This is a genomic window from Xanthobacter dioxanivorans (assembly GCF_016807805.1).
GTDB lineage: Bacteria > Pseudomonadota > Alphaproteobacteria > Rhizobiales > Xanthobacteraceae > Xanthobacter > Xanthobacter dioxanivorans.
On record NZ_CP063362.1, the window covers coordinates 2,961,412 to 2,986,735 of the forward strand.

A 25,324-nucleotide genomic window follows, 5' to 3' on the forward strand; every position below is an offset into this window, starting at 1 on the left:
ATGTCGATCCTCGCGAGCCTGCATCACGTCACGAGCTACAAGTATGAGCGCCCGGTGGCCATGGGTCCGCAGACCATCCGCCTGCGCCCGGCGCCGCACAGCCGCACCGAGATTCCCGCCTATTCGCTCAAGATTTCGCCAGCCGAACATTTCATCAACTGGCAGCAGGACCCGTTCGGCAACTGGCTCGCGCGCATCGTCTTCCCGGAGAAGGTGGAGGAGTTTAAGGTCGAGGTGGATCTCCTCGCCAAGCTCGACGTGCTCAATCCGTTCGACTTCTTCGTCGAGGAATATGCCGAGAACTTCCCCTTCACCTACGCCCCCGAGCTGAAGGCGGAGCTTGCTCCCTACCTCGAGCTGGAGAGCGAGGGGACGCCGTTCGACGCCTTCGTCGCCTCGGTCTCGCGCGAGCCGCGCCGTATCGTGGATTTCCTCGTGGAAATCAACCAGCGGATGCAGCAGGAGATCGGCTACGTCATCCGCATGGAGCCGGGTGTCCAGACGCCGGACGAGACGCTCACCAAGAAGCTCGGCTCGTGCCGCGACACCGGCTGGCTGCTGGTGCAGGTGCTGCGCCATCTCGGCCTCGCCGCGCGCTTCGTGTCCGGCTACCTGATCCAGCTGAAGCCCGACGTGGCGGCGCTGGACGGTCCGTCCGGCACCGACGTGGACTTCACCGACCTGCACGCCTGGTGCGAGGTGTATGTGCCGGGCGCGGGCTGGATCGGCCTCGACCCCACCTCCGGCCTGCTCTGCGGCGAGGGCCACATTCCGTTGGCCGCGACCCCCATTACCGGTCGGCGGCGCCCATCACCGGATACTTGCTTGAGAAGTCGGAGACCGAGTTCGGCTTCGACATGAGCGTTGCCCGCGTCGCCGAGGCGCCGCGCGTCACCTTGCCCTTCTCCGACGAGACCTGGGCCGCCCTCGACGCCCTCGGCCACAAGGTGGACGAGGACCTCAAGGCCGGCGACGTACGCCTCACCATGGGCGGCGAGCCCACCTTCGTCTCCATCGACGACTATGAGTCGCCGGAATGGAACACCGAGGCCCTCGGCCCGCAGAAGCGGGTGCGCGCTGACGACCTCATCCGCCGCCTGCGCCGGCGCTTCTCCGCCGAGGGCGTGCTGCATTACGGCCAGGGCAAGTGGTATCCCGGCGAGACGCTGCCGCGCTGGTCCTTCGACCTGTTCTGGCGCAAGGACGGCCAGCCCATGTGGCGGCGCGAGGACCTGATCGCCGACGAGAAGATCAATTACGGCGCCACCGCCGCCGACGCGGACCGCTTCTGCAAGGCCCTGGCCGAGAAGCTGAAGGTGGGTGCGCAGTTCGTGCAGCCCGCCTACGAGGACAACATCTATTTCATGTGGAAGGAGCAGTCCCTTCCCGAGAACATCGCCCCCGGCGACGAGCGCATGGCCGACGAGGTGGCGCGGCGCATGCTGGTGCGCACCTTCAACCAGGGCCTCGCCACGCCCACCGGCGCGGTGCTGCCGCTGAAGCGGATCGCGACCCCGGAAGGGCCGGCCTGGCGTTCGGAAACCTGGACCTTCCGCCGCGAGTTTCTGTTCCTGATCCCCGGCGAGAGCCCCATCGGCTACCGGCTTCCGCTCGAATCCATGATGTATCTGGCGCCCACGCGTTATCCCTACATCGTGCCGACCGACCCGTTCGAGCCGCGCGGGCCGCTCCCGGACGCCGAGGCGTTCCGCAGCCGCTATCGCGCGGCGGCGGACGGCGAGCCGGCGGGCGAGGCGGCGAGCGACGCGCGCGAGCGTTATCGCGTGGCCGCCCGCACCGAAGCCTATGGCACCGGCGAGCGCGCGCAGGAGCTGGTGCGCCAGTATCTCGCCAAGAACGACACCCAGATCTACGCGGAGGACACCCGCACCGCGCTCTGCGTGGAGCCGCGGGGCGGGCGGCTGTGCGTGTTCCTGCCGCCGGTGGAGGTGCTGGAGGACTATCTGGACCTCATCGCCGCGGTTGAGCAGGTGGCGATCGAGCTGAACACCCCGCTTCACCTCGAGGGCTATCCGCCGCCCTTCGACTATCGTCTCGACGTCATCCGCCTCTCGCCCGATCCGGGCGTGCTGGAGGTGAACGTCCATCCCTCCGAGACCTGGTCCGGCTGCGTCGACATCACCCGCATCCTCTACGAGGAGGCGCGCCTCTCGCGGCTCGGCACCGAGAAGTTCATGGTGGACGGCCGCCACACCGGCACCGGCGGCGGCAACCACGTGGTGGTGGGGGGCGCGACACCGGCCGATAGCCCGTTCCTGCGCCGCCCGGACCTGCTCAAGAGCCTGCTGCTCTACTGGCAGCGCCACCCATCCCTGTCCTACATGTTCGCCGGCCTGTTCATTGGCCCCACCTCGCAGCATCCGCGGGTGGACGAGGCGCGCCACGACAGCCTCTACGAGCTGGAGATCGCCTTCTCCAAGATCGCCCTGCCGGGCAGCGACACCCCGCCGCCGGCGCCGTGGCTGGTGGACCGCCTGCTGCGCAACCTGCTGGTGGATGTCACCGGCAATACCCACCGCACGGAAATCTCCATCGACAAGCTCTATTCGCCGGACGGCCCCTCCGGCCGCCTCGGTCTGGTGGAGTTCCGCTGCTTCGAGATGCCGCCGGACTGGCGCATGAGTCTTGCGCAGCAATTGCTCCTGCGCGCCCTCATCGCCCGGCTCTGGCACAAGCCGGTGCACGGCAAGTGCACGCGCTGGGGCACCACCCTGACCGACCGCTTCATGCTCCCGCACTATGTCTGGGCGGACTTCGTCGACGTGCTCGATGATCTCGGCGACGCCGGCTATAGCTTCGATCCGGAATGGTTCCGGGCGCAGTTCGAGTTCCGCTTTCCCGCCTATGGCAAGGTGCAGCGGGCCGGCGTGGACGTGGAGGTCCGCCAGGCGCTGGAGTGCTGGCACGTGCTGGGCGAGGAGGGCGTCACCGGCGGCACCGCGCGCTACGTGGACTCCTCGGTGGAGCGCCTGCAGGTGACCGTGGAGGGCTTCAACCCCTCCCGCCATGTGCTCACCTGCAACGGCCGCCGCGTCCCGCTGGCGCCCACCGGGCGCAACGGCACCTTTGTCGCCGGCGTACGGTACAAGGCGTGGCAGCCCTGGTCGGGCCTGCATCCCACCATCCCGGTGCATTCGCCGCTCACCTTCGACGTGGTGGACACCTGGAGCGATCGCTCGCGGGGGGCTGCGTCTATTACGTGTCCCATCCGGGCGGCCGCAGCTACGACACCTTCCCGGTGAACTCCTACGAGGCGGAGGCGCGCCGCCTCGCCCGCTTCCAGGATTACGGCCACACGCCCGGCGTCGTCCACGTCCCGGCCGAGACCGCGCCGGGCGAGTTCCCCACCACCCTCGACCTGCGCCTGTCGCAGGGAGGCTGAACGCCGCGAGGGCGCGGCATCGTCTCCCCCGCCTCGCGGGGCGGGGGGCAAAGCGGCCCGGGGGCGAGCGCGGCGGCGGCCTGATGGGACCGCCGGCGGCATTGCCGGGCGGTCGCCGCGATGCCGGCGCCTGGATTCCTTCCAAAGAAGGATGCATCTCGCGCCGGTGCGCGCATAATGAGCGGTCCGCAGCGGCGGACGCGGCGAAAGGAAGATCGTGGCGGGGGCGGAGCAGCGCAGCGAGGCGTTCGAGAGGGCTGCGGCCGAGAGCCTGATCGGTGGCTATCGCACCCTGCCGGGCGTCCGCGACGAGATGATGGACCAGGATGGCCAGCCGCGAAGCCACTGGCTGCCGTTCCTCGCGGCCCTCGCCGAGCTGGGCTCCGACGAGTTGCGCCGGCGCTTCTCCGCGGCCGACCGCTATCTGCGTGATTCCGGCGTGTTCTACCGCGTCTACGACGATACCGGGGGCGGCGAGCGGCCATGGTCGCTCAGCCACATGCCGCTGCTCATCGAGAAGGCGGAATGGGAGGTGCTGGCCGCCGGCCTGATCGAGCGCGCCGAGCTTCTGGAAGAGGTGCTGCAGGACGTCTACGGCCCCGGCCAGTTGGTCGCCGACGGCGACCTGCCCGCCGCCGCGGTGGCGGGGAGCCCGGAATTCCTGCGCCCGCTGGTGGGGGTGCGGCCCGAAGGCGGCCGCTTCCTGCGCCTGTACGCCGCCGACGTGGGCCGCGGGCCCGACGGGCGCTGGTGGGTGCTGGCCGACCGGACCCAGGCTCCCTCCGGCGCCGGCTACGCGCTGGAAAACCGGCTGGCCTCCACCCGCGCCTTGCCGGATGTCTCGCGCAGCCTCAACATGCAGCGGGTGGCCGGCTACTTCCAGGCGCTGCGCACCTCGCTGCTCAAGCTCGACCGCACCGGGGAGGGCCGCATCGGGCTGCTCACCCCAGGCCCGCTGAACGAGACCTATTTCGAGCACGCGCTGCTCGCCCGCTATCTCGGCTTCCTGCTGGTGGAGGGCGAGGACCTCACCGTGCGCGGCGACACGCTGCACGTGCGGACGGTGGCGGGGCTGCGCCGCATCGACGTGCTGCTGCGGCGGCTCGACGCCGACTTCGCCGATCCGCTGGAGCTGAACGCCCGCTCGCGGCTTGGCGTGCCGGGGCTGGTCCAGGCGGCGCGCGCGGGCGGCGTCTCCCTCGCCAACGCCCTCGGCAGCGGCCTGATCGAGGCGCCGGCCCTGCTCGCCTTCCTGCCGCGCGTCGCCACCCGCCTGTTTGGCCGCCCGCTGAGCCTGCCGCACGTGGCCACCTGGTGGTGCGGCCAGCCGGCGGAGCGGGCGCAGGTGATGGAGCATCTGGACGAACTCGTCATCTCCTCCGCCTTCGGCCGGGCCTTGCCGGGTCTGCCGGATGGCGGCTCGGTGCTCGGCGCGGACCTGCCGGCGGCCGATCGCCGGCGCCTGTCCACCTTGCTCGCCCGCCGCGGCGCGGACGTGGTGGGCCAGGATATCGCCCGCCTCTCCACCACCCCGGTGTGGACCGGCGAGAAGCTGACGCCGCGGCCCTTCATGCTGCGGGTGTTCCTCGCCGCCACCGACAAGGGCTGGACGGTCATGCCGGGGGGCTTCTGCCGCATCTCCTCGGCGGCGGATGCCCGCGCCGTCTCCATGCAGAAGGGCGACCGCTCGGCCGACGTGTGGGTGCTGGCCGACGCGGAAGTGGCGGACACCACCCTGCTGCCGAGCCCGGACAACGTGAAGGTCCGCCGCTCCTCCGGTACCCTGCCGAGCCGCGCGGCGGACAACCTGTTCTGGCTCGGGCGCTATGTGGAGCGCGCCGAGGCGGCGCTGCGCCTTTCCCGTGTCCTCGTGGGCCGCCTCGCCGAGAGCGGGGACAGCGGCACCAGCCCCCTCGTCTCGCGCCTGCTGGGCCTGCTCGGCGCCTGGGGCGCCATGCCGCGCGATCTCGCCCGCGCCACGCCGGCCCGCTACGCGGTGGCGGTGCTGACCCGCCGCGACGTGCCCGGCGCCCTGCCGCAGCTGGTGCAGGCGGCGCGCGCAGCGGCCTCGGTCATCCGCGACCGCTTTTCGCCCGACGCCTGGCGGGCGCTGGTGGACCTGGAGGCCTGCGTGCTGGCGCCCATGCCCTCCGCCCCGTCCGAGGCGGACGCAGCCGAGCGGGCCGACGCCGCCCTGCGCATCATCGCCGCCTTCTCGGGCCTCGCCAGCGAGAACATGAACCGTCTCACCGGCTGGCGCTTCCTGGAGCTGGGGCGACGCACCGAGCGGGCCATCGGCACGCTGCGGTTCGCCCGCACCTTCGGCGAGCAGGGCGCGCCGCAGGGCTCCCTCGATGCGCTGCTGCAGGTGGCCGACAGCCTCATCACCTATCGCACCCGCTACGTGATGATGGAGGCCCGCGGGCCGGTGCTCGACCTGGTGCTGCTGGATCCGGACAATCCGCGCTCGGTGACGTTCCAGGTCCACCGCATGGCGAACCACCTGAAGGTACTGCCGGGGCGCGACCAGGACGCCCCGCCGCCGCGCTGGGAGCGGCTGGTGGCGCGCATGCAGGCGGAACTGGCCGCGAGCACGGCGGAGAGCTTCGATCCGGGCTGGTTCGACGCCATGGAGCACATGCTGATGGAGCTGTCGGACGAGATCTCGTCCCACTATTTCCTGCAGGGCCACTCGCCGGAGATGACCCTCACCTTCACCATGTGACGACCGGAACGTGACCACGGATCCCCGATGCGCGGCACCCCGGGGCCGGTCTTGAAGGACGAAGCGATGCTCTACGACATCCGCCAGACCACCACCTACAGCTACCAGGTGCCCGTGCGCGTGGTCCGGCAGGTGCTGCGGATGACGCCCGCCGACCGCCCCGGCCACCAGCACGTCATCGCCCACATGCTCGACATTGATCCCGAGCCGGCGGAGCTGGAGCGCGGGACCGATTTCTTCGGCAACGGCCTCACCTGGCTCACCGTCGACCAACCGCACGACTACCTGTCCATCACCACCCGCAGCCGGGTCGAGGTGGCGTCCACGCCCTTGCCCGATCCCGCCGCCACGCTCTTCGTCGACGAGGTGCGGGCGATGGCCATGGAACAGCACGACCTCGGCCCGGGGGCGGCGGTGCACGGGTTGTTCCCGAGCCGCGCGGTGCCCCTCGATCCGGAGATCACCGAGTGGGCCGGCACCAGCTTCCGCGGCGACCGGCCGGTGCTGGAGGCGGGGCTGGAGCTGATGCAGCGCATCAAGGCGGACTTCGTCTACCAGCCGGGCGCCACCCGCGTCACCACTTCCCCGCACGAGGCGTTCGTCGCCAAGAAGGGGGTGTGCCAGGACTTCGCGCAGGTGATGATCTGCGGGCTGCGCGGCCTCGGCCTGCCGGCGCGATATGTGTCCGGATACCTGCGCACCATTCCGCCCGAGGGCCAGCCGCGGCTCGAGGGCGCGGATGCGACCCATGCATGGGTGGAGATCTGGTGCGGCCCGGTGGCCGGCTGGATCGGGCTCGACCCCACCAACGCCATTCCCGCCTGCGACGACCACATCATCCTCGCCGTGGGCCGCGACTATGCCGACGTGGCGCCGGTGGACGGAGTGATCGTCACCTCCGGCGACCACCTGCTCTCCGTCGGCGTGGACGTGGTGCCGGTGGTGCGGTGAGGGCAGGGGGGCCGCCCAGGCGCGCTGGTGGCCGCGCCTGATGGGACCCTGATGGGACCGGTCAGGCCGGGCGTCGGCGGCGTCAGGCGACGTTCCGATAGATGTCCTTGTAGGTCTCGCGCAGGACGTTCTTCTGCACCTTGCCCATGGTGTTGCGCGGCAGCTCGCTCACGAAGAAGACGCGCTTGGGCTGCTTGAACCTGGCGAGGCGGGTCTCCAGCGCCCTGTGGATGTCGTCCTCGGTGAGGCTGGCACCGGCCGCTGGCACCACCACGGCTGTCACCCCCTCGCCGAAATCGGGATGGGCGAGGCCGATGACGGCGCTTTCCAGGACGCCGGGAATGGCGTCGATCTCGCCTTCCACTTCCTTGGGATAGACGTTGAAGCCGCCGGTGATGACGAGATCCTTGCCGCGGCCGACGATGTGCACGTAGCCGGCCTCGTCGACCTTGCCGAGATCGCCGGTGATGAAGAAGCCGTCGCGGAACTCGCCGGCGGTCTTTTCCGGCATGCGCCAGTAGCCCTTGAAGACGTTGGGACCCTTCACCTCGATCATGCCGATCTCGCCCGTGGGCAGCACCCGGCCGGTCTCCGGATCGGTGACGCGCAGGGAGACGTCCGGCAGCGGGTAGCCCACCGTGCCGGCGATGCGCGCGCCGTCATAAGGGTTGGAGGTGTTCATGCCGGTCTCGGTCATGCCGTAGCGCTCGAGGATCGCCTGGCCGGTGCGCTCGAAGAAGGCGCGGTGGGTCTCGGCGAGGAGCGGCGCCGAGCCGGAGATGAACAGGCGTATGCCGGCCGTCGCCTCGCGGGTGAGGCCCGGCTGGTCGAGCAGGCGCGTGTAGAAGGTGGGCACGCCCATGAGGCTGGTCGGGCGGTGCCCGGCCTCGCCCTGGCCCATCAGCTCCAGCGCTTCCTTCGGGTCGAACTTCGACCGGAAGATCATGGAGGCGCCGGCGAGCAGGACGATGTTGGTGGCGACGAACAGGCCGTGGGTGTGGAAGATGGGCAAAGCGTGGATCAGCACGTCGTCGGCGGTGAAGCGCCAGCAGTCCTTCAGCGTCTGCGCATTGGAGAGCAGGTTGGCGTGGGAGAGCATGGCGCCCTTGGCGCGGCCGGTGGTGCCCGAGGTGTAGAGGATGCCGGCGAGATCCTCCGGCCCGCGCGGCACGTCCTCGAAGTCGGCGGGGAAGCCGGCGGCCGCGTCGGTCAGCGAGCCGGCACCGTCCGCCCCCAGCGTCTCGACGCAGGGCACGCCGAGGCGGGTCGCCAGCGCGCGGGCTTCCGCCTCGATCTGCGGCCGGCAGACGAACACGGTGGGCTCGGCGTCGGAGAGGAAATACTCCACCTCGTTCAGCGTGTAGGCGGTGTTGAGCGGCAAGTAGACGGCGCCGGCCCGCACCGCGGCCAGATAGAGCGCCAGCGCGGGCCAGGATTTCTCCACCTGCACCGCCACCCGGTCGCCGGGCTTCACCCCGCGCGCCACCAGCAGGCCGGCGAGGCGGGCGGACAAAGCGAGGGCGTCGCCATAGGTCTCCACCCGCCCGTCGGCGAGAAAGGCGAGCGGCTTGCCCGCGGCGGGGATGGCGGCGCGGATGGCGTCGAAAAGATGGTTGTCGCTCATGTGCCTCTCACGCGCCGGCCGCGGCCGACAGATCGCCGCCCACCGGCTTCTTCAGGTGTGGAGCCGTGCCGGCTCAGGGAATGGGAACAAGCGAGCGGCCGTTCGCCTCGGCCTTGAGCAGCTTCTTGACGGCGGCGCTCGCCACCACCTCGCCCTTGCCGGCGAAGGCCTCGTGGTTCTTCTCGATATCGGAGAGCACGTAGCGGTAGTTCACCATCAGGCTGGCGGCCTGGGAGATTCCCTTCGCCGAGAGGTCGCCCATGGGATTGATGCGCTCCAGCCGGGCGCCGTTGCCCAGGTGGAAGCGCGCCACCGGGTCGATGGGCTTGCCCTTGTTGGTGCGGGCCACGAGGAAGTAGTAGGCCGCCGCGGCACCGAGCACGGGCGCCAGCGCGTCCCGCGCCTCCACCTTCTCCGACCAGTCGGGCGTGTCGAGGCTCTTGAGCGTCTCCTTGTCCGCGGCCGAGAGGCCGAGGGCGTTCTCCGCCTTGCGCTCGGCATCCAGCCACGCCCGGAAGCCCGGCACCGGGGACAGGGTGACAAAGGTGGAGAGGGAAGGGATCTCGCGGGAAATCTCCTCCACCACCTGCTTGATGAGGAAGTTGCCGAAGGACACGCCGCCGAGCCCGCGCTGGCAGTTGGAGATGGAATAGAAGACGGCGGTGGTCGCCTTCTCCGGCTCCAGATGCTCGCGCGCCTGGTCGAGCACCGGGGCGATGGCGCCCGGTATGTCCTTGGTGAGCGCCACTTCCACGAAGATCAGCGGCTCGTCCACGAGGGCCGGATGGAAGAAGGCGTAGCAGCGCCGGTCCGGGCTGTCGACGCGGGCGCGCAGGTCGTTCCAGTCGCGGATGGCGTGCACCGCCTCGTAGCGGATGATCTTCTCCAGCACGTTGGCGGGCGTGGACCAGTCGATGCGGCGGAGCACGAGGAACCCCCGGTTGAACCAGGACGAGAAGAGATGGCCGAAATCCCGGTCCACGGCGGCAAGGTCGCGCCGCAGGACGAGGGCGTCCATCAGGTTTTCGCGCATGCGCACGAGGGAGAGGGTGGCGCCGGGGGCGAGGTTGAAGCGGCGGAACAGCTCCTGCCGGCGCGGCTCGCTGGCGAGGTGGATCTCCGCCGCCGCCGCGTCCGAGCCGGTGCGGGCGTAGCTTTCGATGGCCTTCTCGAGCCGCGCCCGGTCCGGGCCGAAGGTCTCCGCCAGCGCCTCGAAGAAGGCGATGCGCTCGCCGGTCTTCATACGGGCGTAGCGGTCGAGGATGTCGGTGGCGAGCGCCACCCCCGATGCCTCGCCGCGTCCCGAGAGCAACTGCTCGCAGCGCTCCACCAGCGTGGCCGCCTTGGTGGCCCCGGACACGCGATTCGTGCGGTCGAGCAGCGCCCGCCCGCGCTCGGCGATGGAGGTGAGCATATCGCCGAAGAAGGAGGTATTGGAACTCATGGCATGGCCCCCACCCATGGAATGTCAGAGTCTGCTGCCGGATACCCTATGGGACGGCGGGAAACGGGCAATGGCAAGGCCTCGCGCGCCGTTCCGGCGCATCTCTTTCGGCGGAGGCCGGCCGGGCGCCCGGCGATCGCCGCGCGATGGCGGCGGGAACGGAGCACGGCAGCCTTCCCAGCGTTCATGCATTGAATGAAGGACAATATGCATTTATTGTCAATCATCATGTATGCAAGATTATATGACTTGCATTGAGCGAGGGGGCGCGGCTTCCTTGTAGCCGGGAGGCGAACGTGCGTGGCGAGCAGACCCCGAGGCTGCGGGAGGCGCTGGAGGACGACATCGTCTCCGGCCGGCTCCGGCCGGGCCAGAGGCTCGACGAGGCGGGCCTCGCCGAGCGCTTCGCCGTGTCGCGCACGCCCATCCGCGAGGCCCTCATCCAGCTCTCCGCTTCCGGCCTGGTGGAGATCCGCCCCCGGCGCGGCGCCTTCGTGGTGCTGCTCGGCCCCCGCGCGCTCCTCGAATCCTTCGAGCTGATGGCGGAGATCGAGGCCGCCTGCGCGCGCCTCGCCGCACAACGCATGGGCCCGGCCGACATGGCCGCCATCTGCGCCGCGCATGAGGCCTGCCGCGGCGCGGTCGCGGCGGGCGACGAGGCCGCCTACTATCCGGCCAATGCGGTCTTCCACGGCGCCATCTACGCCGCCACCGGCAACCGCGTGCTGATGGGCGAGGCGCTGCGGCTCCAGCGCGCCCTTCAGCCCTATCGTCGCCTGCAGCTGAAGGTGCCCCGCCGCATGGAGGCTTCCTTCGCCGAGCACGAGGGGATCGTGGAGGCGCTGGCCGCCGGCGACGGCGTCGGCGCCGCCGAGCGGGTGCGCGCCCACGTGGTGGTGCAGGGCGAGCGCTTCATGACCCTGCTCGCAGCGCTCCAGGCGGAGGCCGAGGCCCTGGACAAGGCCGGTTGAGCATCGGGATCCGATCGCGAACCGGGCGGTGCGGACGGGGGACATCGGCAGCCGCACATGAAGGGCGCGCCCCGGCCACCGTCACCGGCCACCTTCCCCTGCCTTGGTGGCACGCGCGACGGGCGAGGCCGAGGCGCAGGAATTTACCTTTCCTTCACCCTGATCGGCGCTTCTGCGATCCCCGCGCACGTCCCCATCCGGGACGGGCAAACGTGCCGGTGCCGTCCGCGGTGCGGGGGCGGCAAGGGGTGCCGCACGATTTGCCTGCGCGCTCATTCCCTTACGTGGATCGGGCCGGCATTTGGAGTCAGGGGAGAATCCCGCTATTTTGCGGCAATCGACTCTTGTGTGTCACATTTCGGCCACGCGAACGGGGTTCACCCCCTGTGGCAGGCCGCAGAACAAAGCGGCCGTACCGGACGGCTGAAAAGAGGTGTCATGCCCACCATCGCCCTCGTCGACGACGACCGCAACATCCTCACCTCGGTGTCCATCGCCCTGGAGGCGGAAGGCTATCGTATCGACACCTACACCGACGGTGCCTCGGCCCTCGACGGTTTCAAGACCAATCCGCCGGACCTCGCCATCCTCGACATCAAGATGCCGCGCATGGACGGGATGGAGCTGCTGCGCCGCCTGCGCCAGAAGACCGACATGCCGGTGATCTTCCTCACCTCCAAGGACGAGGAGATCGACGAGCTGTTCGGGCTCAAGATGGGCGCCGACGACTTCATCAAGAAGCCGTTCTCCCAGCGCCTGCTGGTGGAGCGGGTGAAGGCCGTGCTGCGCCGGGCCGGCGCCAAGGACGGCGTCGCCCCGCGCGAGACCGACAGCGCCAAGGTGCTGGAGCGCGGCAACCTGCGCATGGACCCCGAGCGCCACACCTGCACCTGGAAGAACGAGCCGGTGACCCTCACCGTCACCGAGTTCCTCATCCTGCAGGCGCTCGCCCAGCGTCCCGGCGTGGTCAAGAGCCGCAACGCGCTCATGGATGCCGCCTATGACGACCAGGTCTATGTGGACGACCGCACCATCGACAGCCACATCAAGCGCCTGCGCAAGAAGTTCAAGTCGGTGGACGACAGCTTCGAGATGATCGAGACCCTGTACGGCGTCGGCTACCGGTTCAAGGAGTGAGCGCCGGCGTGCCGCGGGTCGAGCGGGGGCGGCCGAGGTGCGCGACGCCGAGGTGCGCGACGTCATGAGCGCGGAAACCGAGCATGGGGGGATGGAGCAGGTAAGCGAGCCGCGCGGCGGTGTCCTCGCCTGGCTCACCCGCGTGCGCCGCTTCGTGGCGTTCAAGAGCTTCTCCTCGCTCACCCGCCGCATCGTCCTGCTCAACCTCGCCGGGCTCTGCGCCCTGGTCTCCGGCATCCTTTATCTGTCGGAATTCCGCTCGGGCCTCATCGACGCGCGCATCCAGAGCCTGCTCGTGCAGGGCGAGATCATCGCCGCCGCCATCGCCTCCTCGGCGCAGGTGGAGACCAACACCATCACGCTCGACCCCGAGCGCCTGCTTGAGCTGCAGGCGGGCGAGAGCTACGGCCCGGCCGACGACGGCTTCGCCCCGCTCGAATTCCCCATCAACCCCGAGCGCGTCGCCCCGGTGCTGCGCCGCCTCGTGGGGCCGACCCGCACGCGCGCGCGCATCTATGACCGCGACGGCCAGCTGCTGCTGGATTCCCGCTCGCTCTACTCGCGCGGCGAGATCCTGCGCTACGACCTGCCCTCGCCCAACGAGCCCAAGCCGGGGGTGACCGAGCGGGCGTGGCGCGCGGTGCAGCTCTGGTTCGGCCGCGGCGACCTGCCGCTCTATCGCGAGTACGGCCCACAGGCCGGCAAGAACTATCCCGAGGTCGCCTCCGCCGCCGTCGGCACCAAGGCGAGCGAGGTGCGCGTGGATGACCGCGGGCAGGTGGTGGTCTCCGTCGCCGTGCCCATCCAGCGCTTCCGCGCCATTCTCGGCGTGCTGTTGCTCTCCACCCAGAGCGGCGAGATCGATGCCGCGGTCAAGGCCGAGCGCTTCGTCATCGTCCGCGTCTTCCTGGTGGCGGCGGCGGTGATGGTGCTGTTGTCGGTGCTGCTGGCCGGGACCATCGCCGACCCCGTGCGCAAGCTCGCGGCGGCGGCCGAGCGGGTGCGCCGGCGCATCAAGAACCGCGTGGAGATCCCCGACTTCACCGCCCGCGCGGACGAGATCGGCCATCTCTCCGGCGCCCTGCGCGACATGACAAGCGCCCTCTACAACCGCATCGAGGCCATCGAGAGCTTCGCCGCCGACGTGGCGCACGAGCTGAAGAACCCGCTCACCTCCCTGCGCAGCGCGGTGGAAACCCTGCCGCTGGCCAAGACCGATACCTCGCGCGGGCGGCTCCTGGAGGTGATCCAGCACGACGTGAAGCGGCTCGACCGCCTCATCTCCGACATCTCCGACGCGAGCCGCCTCGACGCCGAGCTGCAGCGCCAGGAGGCGGCGAACGTCGATCTCAGGCAATTGCTGGAAATGGTGGTGGGCCTCGCTCAGGACGTGCGCAAGGATGACGGTGTCTCCGTCTCCCTCGCTTTCGAGCGCGCCTCCGGCGCCGCTGCCGACTTCCTGGTGGCGGGCCACGCCTCGCGCCTCGGGCAGGTGGTGGACAACCTGGTCTCGAATGCCCGATCGTTCTCGCCCTCCGGTAGCTGCGTGCGCGTGACCTGCCGCCGGCTCAAGGACGGGGCGGAGATCGTGGTGGACGACGACGGGCCCGGCATCCGGCCCGACGCCCTGGCGCGCATCTTCGAGCGCTTCTACACCGATCGCCCGCACCAGGGCTTCGGCCAGAATTCCGGGCTCGGTCTCTCCATTTCCCGGCAGATCGTGGAGGCGCACGGCGGCCGGATCTGGGCGGAGAACCGGATGGAGGCGGTTCCCGGCGACGCCCCGCGGGTGGCCGGCGCGCGCTTCGTCGTCCGCCTTCCGGCCGGGTGAGGCGATGGAAGATCCCGCCGCCTCCATCCATGCGAGCTGCGTCGCCATCGGCGATGGGGGAGTGCTGATCCGCGGGCCGTCGGGGGCCGGCAAGTCCTGGCTGGCGCTGCGCCTGATCCTCGATCCACCCCGCGCGCTCGCGCCGGCGGAACTGGTCGCCGACGATCGCGTGCACCTCGCGGCGGCGGAGGGTACCCTGGTGGCCCGGCCGGCGCCGCGGCTCGCCGGCCTCATCGAGGCGCGAGGGCTCGGCGTCCGCCGCATGGCCCATCGCCCTTTTGTCGCGGTGCGATGGCTGGTCGATCTTGCAGCAGGGGACACGACGCGCATGCCCTCGGCCCCTGCCGGCCGTGAAGAAATGCATGGCATTGAAATAAAAAGAGTTTCTGCGCGTACGGCAGACGAGGCGCGGGTGCTTCTGGCGACCCTGCTCGCGACTGACGATTACGAAAACTAAATGTGCTTTTGTGCGTTGCACCCCTTGCGTAATTTTTGAGCCGCTCTGAATATGGCCGTCCCGCAGCGCGGGAGGCCTTCATTCGGGGATGAGGGCGGAGGGAGCATGATCGGTCTTGTCCTCGTCACACACGGCCACCTCGCAGATGAATTCTGCTCAGCCCTGGAACACGTGATGGGGCCGCAGACCCAGATCGCCGCTGTGACCATCGGTCCCGACGACGACATGGAGCGACGCCGCCGCGACATCATCGACGCTGTCGACCGCGTGCGCACGGGGGACGGGGTGGTGATCCTGACGGACATGTTCGGCGGCACGCCGTCGAACCTCGCGATCTCGGTGATGAACACTCCGGACGTGGAAGTGGTGGCGGGGGTCAACCTGCCGATGCTGGTGAAGCTCGCCAAGGTACGCGGCGAGCTGCCGCTGGCCGAGGCGGTGGATGTCGCTCAGGAAGCCGGTAGGAAGTACATCAATGTCGCAAGCCGTGTCCTTTCGGGCAAATGAGTTTCCCGCCCCCCGCGCTTCGGGGGAGGAGGACCCGGCAATGGTCTGCGGCCGGCCGGTGGCGCCCGAGGCCCTGGTGCGGACCCTTCCCATCGTGAACAAGAGGGGCCTGCATGCGCGGGCCTCGGCCAAGTTCGTGCAGACGGTGGAGCGCTTCGATGCCTGCGTCACCGTATGCCGCAGCGGCGAGGCGGTGGGGGGCAATTCCATCATGGGCCTGATGATGCTGGCCGCCGCCCCCGGCACCACCGTCACCGTGACCGCCACCGGCGCCGAGGCGGCGGCCGTGATGGACGCGCTCACGACCCTTGTCGCCGACCGCTTCGGCGAAGAGGAATAGCCCCGCTTCAGCTGTGGGCGGCGCCCGCCGTTTACCTCGATCTTAAGTTGCTCTGGTCGGCACCGCGGTGGTTGCCTATTTGTTTACTTTGATCTGCCGCGCGCAGGGCGCGGGGATCCGGGACGGGCCTTCCCCCCGTATCAGAGCCATGTTGGAGCCGACGAGCCATAGAGCCGGTGCCCGGCCGGCGCCCGAGGGCGCGCGGTGGCGCTTCGGCCTGTCGGCCAAGCTGCTGGCGCTCACCGTCGTGGTGGTGGCCGCGGCGGAAATCGCCGTGCTCGTGCCCACCATCGCCAATTATCGCATCGCCTGGCTCTCCGACCGCCTCGCCGCTGCCCGCACCGCGGCGCTCGCGCTCGACGCCGCGCCACAGGAGGGGATCTCCGCGGACCTGACGCGCGAGCTGCTGGACAGCGTCGGCGCCACCGTGATCGTGGTGAAGAGCGAGGACACGCGCCGCCTGCTGGCCGCCTCCACCATGCCGCCGGAAGCGAACGTGCATATCGACATGCGCGGCACCACCCTGTGGAGCGCCGTGCGGGATGCCTGCGACACGCTGATGGCCCGCAACGGGCGGATCCTGCGCGTGGTCGGCGATCCGCCCCGGGGGGCGGACTTCATCGAGATCGTCCTGAGCGAGACGCCCATGCGCCGCGCGCTGCTGCGCTTCGCCGCCACGGTGCTGCTGGTGTCGCTGGCGGTGGCCGTGGTGGCCGGCATCCTCGTCTATGTGAGCCTGAACTGGCTGTTCGTGCGGCCCATGCGGCGGCTCACCGAGCGTATCTCCGCCTTCCGCGAGAATCCGGAGGACGCCTCTCGCATCATCGTGCCCAGCGGGCGCTCGGACGAGATCGGCACGGCGGAGGAGGCGCTGGAGGAGATGCAGCGCGAGCTCTCCCTCACCCTGCACCAGAAGAGCCACCTGGCCGCGCTGGGCCTGGCGGTGTCCAAGATCAACCACGATCTGCGCAATCTCCTGGCCTCGGCGCAGCTTCTCTCCGATCGTCTCGTCTCGGTGCCGGACCCCACCGTGCAGCGCTTCGCCCCGAAGCTGCTGGCGGCCCTCGACCGGGCCATCGCCTATTGCGAGCAGACGCTGTCCTACGGCCGCGCCAAGGAGCCGCTGCCCGAGCGGCGGGACGTGGAGGTGGCGCAGCTGTTCGAGGAGGTGCGCGACACGCTCGGCCTGGCGAGCGGCGCCGGAATCGGCTGGGTGGCGGACGTGGAGCGCGGGCTGGTGGCGGACGCGGATCCGGACCAGCTGTTCCGGGTGATGCTCAACATCGCCCGGAACGCGGTGCAGGCCCTGGAGGGTCGGGTGCCTCTCGATCCCGACCGCGACCAGATCCGCATCCGCGCGCGGCGCAAGGGCACGGTCGTGGAGATCGAGCTCTCCGACACGGGCCCCGGCATTCCTCCCGCGCGGCGCGAGCACCTGTTCGAGGCCTTCGTCTCATCGGCCCGGCGGGGCGGCACCGGCCTCGGCCTTCCCATCGCCGAGGAGCTCGTGCGGGCGCATGGCGGCGAGATCCGCCTCGTGGACACGCAGGTGGGCACCACCTTCCGCATCACCATTCCCGACCAGAGCGGCGACCGGCACCATCGGCGGGAACGCATCCGCGCGTGAGGCGGGGTTTTCCACAGGCTGTGCGCTGCCGGCGCCTGCGCGTCGCTTCCGCGGCGCGGGGGCCTTGCGCGGTCCGCGGAAAAGGAGTAGCTGACGGGTCCTCGCGGCGCTCCCCGCCGCGACGCCCTGGAAGGTCCCGCCTTCCATTTCGGCCGAGGCCGAAGAGGGGCAGCAGGCGCCGGTAGCTCAGCTGGATAGAGCACCAGACTACGAATCTGGGGGTCGGGAGTTCGAATCTTCCCCGGCGCGCCACCTAACTCAAAGAAAATAAACGATAATTTCCCACATGCGCGGGTACGTGAAAGCGTACTGGCGCGGTCGGGTCATCACCGGGTCATCACCAGAAGCAGCGTGTGTGTGGGCGGACGGTCGGCTTCACTGGACCGCGTTCGTGACGGTGACGCGCGTGCCCTAAGGCGACCTCCCACACCCTGTTGAGGATCTGCGCGGCGAGGGATCCTCCCAAATTGATGGTCAGTGACCAAACGACCTGTTCAGAAAGCCGGCAGCGGAACAGGGGTCGTTCAGGCATCATTGTGTGGTGACGCGGTCCCAACCCCGCCTCAGCAATGCGATGCCCGCATCGATACCTGGCGGCTCCAGTGCGGCATAGCCGAGAACTAGCCCGCAGCCGCCAGGATCGCCGATGAAGTAGGGCGCGACCGAATAGACTCCGACGCCGAGCTTCTCGGCCGCCTGCGCGAGCGCCGGCGTCTCCTGCGCGGTGAGGTCGGGGAACCAAACCAGCAGGTGCAGTCCTGAATTCTCGTCGGCAATCTGCACGCGATCGCCGAAATGACGGCGAAGCGAAGCGATTAGCGCCTCCCTCCGGGCGGCGTTGCGCACCCGTGACCGACGAACGTGGCGTTCGAAATGGCCTTCGCTCAGGAACATGGCGAGAGCCTGCTGCTGCAGGATCGCGCTATGCCGATCATTGACGTACTTCATGGCGCAGAACGCCTCCACGAGTGCGGTCGGCAACACCATGTAGCCCATGCGGAACGACGGAAACATGGTCTTCGATAGCGTCCCCACGTAGATCACGCGTCCCTTGGTATCGAGCGCCTGCACAGCCTCGATGGGGCGCCCCAGATAGCGGAACTCACTGTCATAGTCGTCCTCCACCACGTAGGCTCCGAGCGCCTCGGCCCAGTTGAGAAGCGCGATGCGGCGTGCCAGCGGCATGATCGCGCCGGTCGGGAACTGGTGGGAGGGAGTGACGTAAATGAGCTTGGCATCGCTCACGATCTGCTCCCCCGTCTCCACCGAGAGCCCGCCACGATCCACCGGCACCGGTACGAGCGAGGCACCCGCCACCGAGAACGCATTGCGCGCTCCCGAATAATGCGGGTTCTCGATCACCACGCGATCGCCGGGATCGCAGAGGGTGCGAGCCACCAGATCCAGGGCCTGCTGCGAGCCATTGACGATGAGGATGTTCTCCGCGCTGCACGCGACGGCGCGCGCCTGACGCACGTACCGCGCGACCGCCTCGCGTAGTTCCGGGACACCGGAGGGATGTGCGTATGCGAGGATCTTCGCGCTACGGCGCCGCGCGGCGGAGATCAACAGCCGGCGCCACAGCTCATGGGGGAAATCCAGCACGTTGGGCACGCCGTACTGGAAATCGTAGGTGGGCGCCTGGCCTCTGAAACCCACCGCCTGTGCGAACGCCGCCTGCGCCGCCACCGCGGCGCGCGAGACGGCGTGAGGGCTTGCGGCCGGGTCGGAGGACGGGCGCTGCCGGCTTTTCGGGAGCCCATCGTCCGGCAGGTTGGCGGCGACGAAGGTGCCGGAGCCTACAGCGGAATCGAGATAGCCTTCCGCGAGCAGTTGGTCATAGGCCAGTAGCACAGCATTGCGCGAGACCGCGAGATCCTTGGAAAGCCTGCGGCTGGAGGGGATGCGGGTGCCCGCTGGCAGTTCGCCCGACAGGATCCCCCGCGCAATGCCGAATAGATCTGCTGATAGATCGGGCTGGAATTGTCGATGCGGATCAGCATTTCGGAAATGGACCCATCATCTGCGTCTCAAGCGGTCCTGTTGAAGAACCGCTTGAGACAATAACAGGGGAAGCAGGGCGCTGAGAAGCGTCGTTCGGCCGCCCAGCCGGCGCCAGCAATCGAAGAGAGTAGCGATGAATAAGATGACGAACGGCCCCGCCCCGTCGCTGAAAACCGAGCGGACCACGCTTCGGCGCCGGCCGAACAAGGGCGTTTATGACCGCGACAGCATCTACGCGATCCTGGACGAGGCCTTCGTCTGCCACGTGGGATTCGTCCAGGAGGGCCAGCCCTTCGTCATCCCCACGGGGTATGGCCGTGACGGGGACACGCTTTACCTCCACGGCTCCTCTGCCAGCCGGATGATGCGCGCCCTGGCCGAGGAGATCCCGATCTGCGTCACCGTCACGCTGGTGGACGCCCTCGTTCTGGCCCGCTCGGTGTTCAACCATTCGGTCAACCATCGCTCGGTAGTGGTGCTCGGCAAGGCCGCTCTCGTCGAGGGTGAGGAGAAGATGCATGGACTCACTGTCCTCACCAATCACATCGTACCGGGCCGCTGGGATGACGTCCGCCCGCCGACCGACCTCGAAATGAAAGCCACCTCGCTGCTGAAGATGCGGATCGACGAGGCCTCGGCGAAGATCCGCAGTGGCCCGCCCGCCGACGACGATGAGGATTACGCGCTGCCATATTGGGGCGGCATCGTTCCGGTCCGGACCGTAACGGAGCCGGCGGTGGATGATGGCCGCCTGCTCGCGGGGGTAGAATTGCCCTCCTATCTGGTGGACTACAGCCGCATCCGGCCCATCGAGGGCTGATCGGCCGGGACTCGACCGAACACGGCCCAGCCGCCCCGATCCAGCCGACCGGGGCGGCTTTTCTTGCGAGTTACCTGCCAACGGGCGCTGAGGGACGCGGTGCGACGCCGCCGAGACATTCACGTCCGCCACGCTCACGGCCGCGCCGCTGGGGCGGGATCGAAGTGCTTGGCCAGCTTGTCTGGCACCGCCTTCCAATCGTCGGCGTCGGCCGGCGCGCACCGCTGGTGCGATATCTTGATGAGCGGCCAGACCGCGGCATAGGTCTGGTTGAAGGCCGCCCAACGGCCGCCGTCATCATCGATGCCCGGAATGATCGCCTCATTGGGGCAGGCGGGCTCGCAGCTTCCGCAGTCAATGCATTGGGTCTGGTCGATCACCAGCATGTTGGCGCCTTCCCGAAAGCAATCCACGGGGCAGACCGCGACGCATTCGGCGTACTTGCACCTGATGCATTCCTCGGTGACGACATACGGCATGGCGATTCCTTTGCGGCGACGACGGACTCGTGCGCCACAGTAGACCTCGCTATCCGGTTCCTTTCGTAGAGCCGATTTATGCCAATCTCATAGTACCAATTCGGTGCTCCGGTGCGCCCTGTGGCTCCTGCGCAAACCCGCAATGCGGCTCTTCCGCAGAGCAGGACGCCTCGCCTATTCGGCAACGGTGCGCTCCGCCGCGCCACGCTTCGTGGCGCGGCCCGAGGCCAGCAAACGAGGCCACGATGCCATCTGCCGAGCTTTTGCGTGTCGCCATCGCCGGCTCCGGCCCGTCCGCATGCTTCACGGTGGAGGCGCTTCTGGCGACGGGGCGCGCCGTGGAGGTGGATGTGCTGGAGCGGCTGCATATGCCCTTCGGGCTCGCCCGCTTCGGCATCGCGCCCGACCACCCGGAGACCCGCCGCATCGCCGAGACGTTCGCCCGGCATCTGTCGGCACCCCCGGTCAGGCTCTTCACCGGCGTAGAGCTCGGCCGCACCGTGGATCTGGAGGCGCTGCGAGCCAATTACGACGCCGTGGTCCTCGCCACGGGCGCGGCGGAGGACGCCGGCATCGCCATTCCGGGCACGGGCCTTGCCGGCGTCTACGGCGCGGCCGCCTTTGTCGGCTGGTACACTGGCCATCCCGATTTCATCGGGCTCGACCCGTTGCTGGATCAGCCTGGCCTTGCGGTGATCGGCAACGGCAACGTGGCGCTCGACATCGCGCGCCTGCTCGCACGGACCAGCGCCGAACTGGAGGGCACCGAGATCGCCCCCGCCACCCGTGAGGCCATCGCCGGAGCCGGGATCAGGGACATTTACCTGATCGGAAGGCGGGGTCCGCTGGAGGCGAAGTTCACCAATCCAGAACTGCGCGAGCTGGCCGGCCTCGCCGACGCCGGCATCGTAGCGGAGCCCGCGAGCATCCCCGCCGCCGCGCCGCCCGGCACCGGCCGGATGCAGGTGCGCAATCTGGAAGCTTTCCGCGCCTATGCCTCGGCCCCGCCACGGAGCGCCACGCGGCGCATCCATTTCCTGTTCGACGCGACACCCGAGGAGATCGTCGGGTCGGGCCGGGTGACCGGGCTCCGCCTCTGTGTGGGACGGGGCGAAAAACGTGAGCGGCTGGTCGCCTGCGGGGCCGTGGTGACGGCAACCGGCTTCCTCCCCGCCCGCTTGTCCGGCCTGCCGTTCGACGGCGACGGCCGGCTGCTGCACAAGGCAGGGCGGGTGGCTGAGGGGCTCTATGCTGTGGGCTGGCTGAAGCGGGGGCCGAGCGGGGTTCTCGGCACCAGCAAGCCGGATGGCTTCCTGGCCGCGCAATCCATCCTGGAAGAGGTAGCTGCCACCCCCGGCAGGCGGGGCCGCAAGTGGCTGGAGGCGCACCTCGGCCGGACCGCGTGACCTTGGGTGGCTCTTAGGCCGGCGCGTCGGCCTTCTCGATCCGGCAGCGGATGAGCCGCAGCGGCCAGGTGCCATAGGACCGGTCGCAGAGGTCGGGGTTGTCGTCTACCAGCACGTTCACATTGGTCTCCATCGTACCGAACAGGGTGTCCACCCGGCCATCGCGTTCGGGAAACCACCAGCGCTCCGCATCGACGGTTTTCTCCGGCATGTCCGGCGAGAGCTGCGCGCGTTGCCGGATACGCCCCATGGGACTCTCGATCCAGATCCAGTCGCCGTCGGCGATGCCGTACGCGCTGGCGGTGTCGGGATGAATCCGCGCCAGCGGGTCGTAGTGCTTGCGCCGGATTGTTTCGACCTGCCTGTGGTCGGTATGAGTCATGTCGATCTTGGTGGCGCCGGTCATCAGCGTGAGCGGCAGCTCGCCGCCCGCGCCGCGGTCGGCCGGCGCATAGCCTTGGTAGCTCGGCAGTGGGTCCGCGCCGCAGGCGGCGAGGATGGAGGACGACAGCTCGATCTTGCCGCTCGGCGTGCCGAATCCGAACGGCTCGCCGGTGGCCGGATCGGTCGCGAACGGCGCATAGCCGGCAGCATCGTTCACCCAGTTCTGCCCCGCGGACGCCAGCGCACCGTGGGTGAGGCCCGCTGGCGCAAGCATCATGTCCCAGAGCTGCTCCAGAGTGTCGGGCCAGAAGGCGCCCTGCCCGAGCCGCTGCCCGAGATCGCGGAAGAACTCGTAGTCGCTGTGGCGCTCCGCATGGGGGCGGACCGGCCGCCGGCCGGCGAAGAACATCCCGCCCTCGCCCGAGACGTACATGAACGACTTCTCGATCCAGGAGGCGGCCGGCATGACGAAATCGGCGAGCGCGGCCGTCGGCGTCATGAACAGCTCGTGCACCACCGACAATTCCAGATTCGGCGAGACGAGCGCATCGCGTGCGAGCCGGCTGTTGGCGTAGCTGCCCACCAGATTGTTGTGCTGCACGATGGCCGCGCGCACGGGATAGGGCTCCCGGTCCACGATGGCGCGGAACATGCTGGGTGGATGGGCGATGCCCCCACGGGACGTCGTCAGGGGATAGTGATGCTGCGGCCACAGGCGGCGCGCCGCCGCGTTGATGGCCTCGTAGCCCCGGGTGTGCATTAGGAAGGCATCACCGCCGATGCGCTTGTCCTTTTGGACGTCGGACAGGCGATCGTTCATCTCGAGGTCGGCCTTGGTCATGACCCGCCGCGTGGGACCGGCAAGGATGTTACCGCCGGGGCGGTTGATGTTGCCTGTCACCGCGATGAGACAGAGCTTGGCCCGCTCGCAGGAAAAGGTGTCGCGCCCCATGCCATTGATGACGCCGATGGAGATGGCGGCGGGACCGTCGTCCGCGTACCAAGCCGCGCATGTCCTGATGTCCGCCTCGGCGAGGCCGGTCAGCTGCGCCACCCGCTCGGGGGTGTAGTCGGCGACCCGCTCGGCGAGCGCGTCGTATCCCACCGTCCATTTCGCGATGAAGGCCTGGTCCGTCCAGCCCTCGGTGATGGCGATGTGGATGAGGCCGAGCGCCAGAGCCGTGTCGGTTCCCGGACGGATCTTTAGCCAGAGGTCGGCGGCCCGCGCCTCGGGGGTCTGCACGGGATCGATCACCACCAGCTTCGCGCCGGCAGCCTTCGCCTTGAGGATGCGCGTCCACAACGGCACGTTGGACGCCGAAGGATGCTGCGCCCAGACGATGATGCAGCGTGCCTCGCCCGAAGCGAGATCAGGCGAGGCCGGGCCGAACCCGAGCGTCACCCACTCTGCGCCGGTCTTTGGTCCGGCGCAGATGAAGGCGTTGCCCACATAGTTCGGACTGCCGAACAGGTTCATGAACCTGAGGCCCGCACCCTGGTCCGTGCCATGGTAGGTGCCGAAGAAATACGCGAGCGCCTCCGGGCCACTCTCCTCGGCGATCCGCTTCAGCCGGTCGGCGATCTCGTCGACCGCCTCGTCCCACGGCACCCTGACCCAGTGTCCCTCGCCCCGGTCGCCCATGCGCTTCAAGGGGTGGTCGAGGCGTCGGCGATTGTGGAAATACTCGATGGCAGCGCGGCCGCGCGGGCATATGAACCCTTGCGTAACCGGATGGTCGCGGTCGCCGCGGATCGCGACAGGAACGTTACCCTCCACCGTCACCACTACGCCGCAGCGGGTGGAGCAGTGGCTGCAGATGGTGCGAACCTCCTCGCGTGCAGCGGCTTCCAAATTCGCCTCCCGCCTCACGCGACCTTGCGCGCCGGCTCTGCCACCACAATGCCCACGGATCGCATGAGGTCGGCGAGCTTCGACAGGTCAGCGGCGTCATCCATTGGCAGGAGCGGCCGCGGCGGCTTGCCCACTGGCGCGCCCATCAGCTCGTACATGGCATAGACCGAGCGGGCGAGCCCCTTCGCCATGAGGAAGTCGCCGATGGGAAGCAGGCGGCGCGTCATGATGAGCACCGCGTCGAAGTCCTTTTTCGTGGCGGCTTCGAAGATGGCCTGAATATCGGCGGGAAGGACGCCAGACAGCACCGAGGTCCAGCCATCCGCCCCGACGGCGAGGGATTCGAAGGCGATGTTCTCGCGCCCCAGCAGCACCTGCACCTTGTCGCCACATAGGCGCTTGGTCTGGCTGATGCGCAGCACGTCCGGGCAACTCTCCTTCACGTAGCGCACGTTGGGAAGGTCGGCAAGGCGGGCGAGGATGTCGGGGGTGATGTCCGTGCCGGTGAGGCGGGGATTGTTGTAGACGGCGATCGGGATGCCGAGCGCCTCATTGATGGTGCGGTAATGATCGACGATCTCCCGCTCGTTCAGGATCCAGTAGGTGACGGGCACCACCAGCACCGAATCCGCACCGACCTTCTCCGCGTGCTTCGACAGGGCGATCACCTCGCGCTGGCCGACGGCGCCGGTCCCGATCATGACGTGGGTGCGGCCAGCGGCCTGCTTCACGGCGACTTCCGCCGCCTGCATGCGCTCGTCGGCAGGATGCGAGGCCACCGTTCCCACGCTGCCAAACAGCGTGACCGCCTTGACCTTGTTCTGCACCGCCGTCTCGACGAGGGCCGCGAGCCGATCGTAGTCGATCGCACCATCGGGCATGGTGGGCGTCGGCAGGAAGTTGAGAATGCCGCGCAGGTCGTTGCGATCGCTCATGATCGAGATCCCTCTCCGGTTCAATATCGTGATGGACGAATGAGAGCGCCCACGATTGAAATGGTCGAGTTCCACTTGCCGCCATCGTGGCGGGGCCAATTTGATTACTTCAGCGGCGCGAACGGCGCGGGAATCAGGATCTTGGACTCCTGCCGCACGATCATCGGTCGCACTTGCGGGGAATAGCGCAGGTATGCCGGATCGGCGCGCAGCTGGCGCCGCCGCTCGGCCCGCTCCTCCCAGCTGTCGTAAGCGACCATGGTGATGAACTGGTTCAATTCGCCGATCTCGGTGGTGAACACGCCGATCATGTTCCCGAGAATGCGCTGGCTGGCGGCATAGGTTTCCTCGCCATAAATGGCGAGATAGTCGGGTCCGCGCCCCGGATGAAGTGTGTAGGTCCGCTGCTCGACGATCATCCGTGCCT

General features: G+C 68.9%; 18 protein-coding genes, 1 tRNA gene and 1 pseudogene. 13 read left to right on the forward strand and 7 right to left on the reverse strand.

Features of this window, described 5'->3' with window-relative positions:
* The 3 genes and pseudogenes from EZH22_RS13865 (at position 1) to EZH22_RS13875 (ending at position 7,079) form a co-directional block, all read left to right on the forward strand.
* Positions 1–3,403: pseudogene (locus EZH22_RS13865) on the forward strand (transglutaminase family protein).
* Positions 3,404–3,716: 313 nt separating this feature from the next.
* Positions 3,717–6,128, forward strand: coding sequence for a circularly permuted type 2 ATP-grasp protein (locus EZH22_RS13870; RefSeq protein WP_408647732.1), 2,412 nt, complete (start codon positions 3,717–3,719; stop codon positions 6,126–6,128).
* Between the two features lie 66 nt (positions 6,129–6,194).
* The gene (locus EZH22_RS13875; RefSeq protein ID WP_203196536.1) at positions 6,195–7,079 is read left to right on the forward strand and encodes a transglutaminase family protein; all 885 of its coding nucleotides are present in this window, start codon (positions 6,195–6,197) and stop codon (positions 7,077–7,079) included.
* 82 nt (positions 7,080–7,161) lie between these two features.
* Here EZH22_RS13875 and EZH22_RS13880 read toward each other — a convergent pair whose 3' ends face one another.
* Positions 7,162–8,703 (reverse strand): malonate--CoA ligase, encoded by a 1,542-nt coding sequence (locus EZH22_RS13880; RefSeq protein WP_203196158.1) that lies wholly within the window; start codon positions 8,701–8,703, stop codon positions 7,162–7,164.
* 73 nt (positions 8,704–8,776) lie between these two features.
* Positions 8,777–10,147, reverse strand: a complete 1,371-nt coding sequence (locus EZH22_RS13885) for a malonyl-CoA decarboxylase (protein WP_203196159.1) — start codon at positions 10,145–10,147, stop codon at positions 8,777–8,779.
* A 296-nt stretch (positions 10,148–10,443) separates the two neighbouring features.
* On the opposite strand from EZH22_RS13885, the gene EZH22_RS13890 reads away from it, so the two are divergent.
* From EZH22_RS13890 to EZH22_RS13925, 8 genes are all read left to right on the forward strand, one after another.
* On the forward strand, positions 10,444–11,118 hold the full coding sequence (locus EZH22_RS13890) for a GntR family transcriptional regulator (RefSeq protein WP_203196160.1): 675 nt from the start codon (positions 10,444–10,446) through the stop codon (positions 11,116–11,118).
* Between the two features lie 438 nt (positions 11,119–11,556).
* The gene (locus EZH22_RS13895; protein WP_203196161.1) at positions 11,557–12,255 is read left to right on the forward strand and encodes a response regulator transcription factor; all 699 of its coding nucleotides are present in this window, start codon (positions 11,557–11,559) and stop codon (positions 12,253–12,255) included.
* Between the two features lie 64 nt (positions 12,256–12,319).
* Positions 12,320–14,086 carry a sensor histidine kinase gene (locus tag EZH22_RS13900; protein WP_231711532.1) on the forward strand — a complete coding sequence of 589 codons (1,767 nt, stop codon included), beginning with the start codon at positions 12,320–12,322 and terminating at the stop codon, positions 14,084–14,086.
* 4 nt (positions 14,087–14,090) lie between these two features.
* Positions 14,091–14,543, forward strand: a complete 453-nt coding sequence (locus EZH22_RS13905) for an HPr kinase/phosphorylase (RefSeq protein WP_203196162.1) — start codon at positions 14,091–14,093, stop codon at positions 14,541–14,543.
* A 105-nt stretch (positions 14,544–14,648) separates the two neighbouring features.
* Entirely contained in the window at positions 14,649–15,050 is a 402-nt protein-coding gene (locus EZH22_RS13910) for a PTS sugar transporter subunit IIA (protein ID WP_203196163.1), read from the forward strand.
* A gap of 40 nt (positions 15,051–15,090) precedes the next feature.
* Positions 15,091–15,390, forward strand: coding sequence for an HPr family phosphocarrier protein (locus EZH22_RS13915; protein WP_203196164.1), 300 nt, complete (start codon positions 15,091–15,093; stop codon positions 15,388–15,390).
* A gap of 148 nt (positions 15,391–15,538) precedes the next feature.
* Positions 15,539–17,017 (forward strand): sensor histidine kinase, encoded by a 1,479-nt coding sequence (locus EZH22_RS13920; RefSeq protein WP_203196165.1) that lies wholly within the window; start codon positions 15,539–15,541, stop codon positions 17,015–17,017.
* Between the two features lie 175 nt (positions 17,018–17,192).
* Positions 17,193–17,269, forward strand: a tRNA-Arg gene (locus EZH22_RS13925).
* Positions 17,270–17,548: 279 nt separating this feature from the next.
* On the opposite strand, the gene pdxR is transcribed toward EZH22_RS13925, so the two are convergent.
* Positions 17,549–18,967, reverse strand: coding sequence for a MocR-like pyridoxine biosynthesis transcription factor PdxR (gene pdxR / locus EZH22_RS13930; RefSeq protein WP_333473736.1), 1,419 nt, complete (start codon positions 18,965–18,967; stop codon positions 17,549–17,551).
* Between the two features lie 187 nt (positions 18,968–19,154).
* Between pdxR and EZH22_RS13935 the strand changes: the two genes are divergently transcribed.
* Positions 19,155–19,841, forward strand: coding sequence for a pyridoxamine 5'-phosphate oxidase family protein (locus EZH22_RS13935; RefSeq protein WP_203196167.1), 687 nt, complete (start codon positions 19,155–19,157; stop codon positions 19,839–19,841).
* A 134-nt stretch (positions 19,842–19,975) separates the two neighbouring features.
* Here the strand turns inward: EZH22_RS13935 and EZH22_RS13940 are convergent, their stop codons facing one another.
* Positions 19,976–20,320 carry a ferredoxin family protein gene (locus tag EZH22_RS13940; protein ID WP_203196168.1) on the reverse strand — a complete coding sequence of 115 codons (345 nt, stop codon included), beginning with the start codon at positions 20,318–20,320 and terminating at the stop codon, positions 19,976–19,978.
* A 245-nt stretch (positions 20,321–20,565) separates the two neighbouring features.
* Between EZH22_RS13940 and EZH22_RS13945 the strand changes: the two genes are divergently transcribed.
* Positions 20,566–21,726: a ferredoxin--NADP reductase domain-containing protein gene (locus EZH22_RS13945; protein WP_203196169.1), complete on the forward strand. Its 1,161-nt coding sequence runs from the start codon at positions 20,566–20,568 to the stop codon at positions 21,724–21,726.
* Positions 21,727–21,739: 13 nt separating this feature from the next.
* Here the strand turns inward: EZH22_RS13945 and EZH22_RS13950 are convergent, their stop codons facing one another.
* The 3 genes from EZH22_RS13950 to EZH22_RS13960 all read right to left on the reverse strand — a co-directional run bounded on the left by EZH22_RS13950 (position 21,740) and on the right by EZH22_RS13960 (position 25,316).
* Positions 21,740–23,962, reverse strand: coding sequence for a molybdopterin-containing oxidoreductase family protein (locus tag EZH22_RS13950; protein WP_203196170.1), 2,223 nt, complete (start codon positions 23,960–23,962; stop codon positions 21,740–21,742).
* A 14-nt stretch (positions 23,963–23,976) separates the two neighbouring features.
* The gene (locus tag EZH22_RS13955) at positions 23,977–24,897 is read right to left on the reverse strand and encodes a dihydrodipicolinate synthase family protein (protein ID WP_203196171.1); all 921 of its coding nucleotides are present in this window, start codon (positions 24,895–24,897) and stop codon (positions 23,977–23,979) included.
* A gap of 104 nt (positions 24,898–25,001) precedes the next feature.
* On the reverse strand, positions 25,002–25,316 hold the full coding sequence (locus tag EZH22_RS13960; protein WP_203196172.1) for an NIPSNAP family protein: 315 nt from the start codon (positions 25,314–25,316) through the stop codon (positions 25,002–25,004).
* Positions 25,317–25,324: the final 8 nt, after the last annotated feature.

Excerpts from the sequence above, each read along its gene's own strand:
- EZH22_RS13870 (WP_408647732.1), top strand. The coding sequence starts at position 3,717 with ATGATGGACCAGGATGGCCAGCCGCGAAGCCACTGGCTGCCGTTCCTC.
- EZH22_RS13875 (WP_203196536.1), top strand. The coding sequence starts at position 6,195 with ATGCTCTACGACATCCGCCAGACCACCACCTACAGCTACCAGGTGCCC.
- EZH22_RS13880 (WP_203196158.1), bottom strand. The coding sequence starts at position 8,703 with ATGAGCGACAACCATCTTTTCGACGCCATCCGCGCCGCCATCCCCGCC.
- EZH22_RS13885 (WP_203196159.1), bottom strand. The coding sequence starts at position 10,147 with ATGAGTTCCAATACCTCCTTCTTCGGCGATATGCTCACCTCCATCGCC.
- EZH22_RS13895 (WP_203196161.1), top strand. The coding sequence starts at position 11,557 with ATGCCCACCATCGCCCTCGTCGACGACGACCGCAACATCCTCACCTCG.
- EZH22_RS13900 (WP_231711532.1), top strand. The coding sequence starts at position 12,320 with ATGAGCGCGGAAACCGAGCATGGGGGGATGGAGCAGGTAAGCGAGCCG.
- EZH22_RS13905 (WP_203196162.1), top strand. The coding sequence starts at position 14,091 with ATGGAAGATCCCGCCGCCTCCATCCATGCGAGCTGCGTCGCCATCGGC.
- EZH22_RS13910 (WP_203196163.1), top strand. The coding sequence starts at position 14,649 with ATGATCGGTCTTGTCCTCGTCACACACGGCCACCTCGCAGATGAATTC.
- EZH22_RS13915 (WP_203196164.1), top strand. The coding sequence starts at position 15,091 with ATGGTCTGCGGCCGGCCGGTGGCGCCCGAGGCCCTGGTGCGGACCCTT.
- EZH22_RS13920 (WP_203196165.1), top strand. The coding sequence starts at position 15,539 with ATGTTGGAGCCGACGAGCCATAGAGCCGGTGCCCGGCCGGCGCCCGAG.
- EZH22_RS13935 (WP_203196167.1), top strand. The coding sequence starts at position 19,155 with ATGAATAAGATGACGAACGGCCCCGCCCCGTCGCTGAAAACCGAGCGG.
- EZH22_RS13940 (WP_203196168.1), bottom strand. The coding sequence starts at position 20,320 with ATGCCGTATGTCGTCACCGAGGAATGCATCAGGTGCAAGTACGCCGAA.
- EZH22_RS13945 (WP_203196169.1), top strand. The coding sequence starts at position 20,566 with ATGCCATCTGCCGAGCTTTTGCGTGTCGCCATCGCCGGCTCCGGCCCG.
- EZH22_RS13955 (WP_203196171.1), bottom strand. The coding sequence starts at position 24,897 with ATGAGCGATCGCAACGACCTGCGCGGCATTCTCAACTTCCTGCCGACG.
- EZH22_RS13960 (WP_203196172.1), bottom strand. The coding sequence starts at position 25,316 with ATGATCGTCGAGCAGCGGACCTACACACTTCATCCGGGGCGCGGACCC.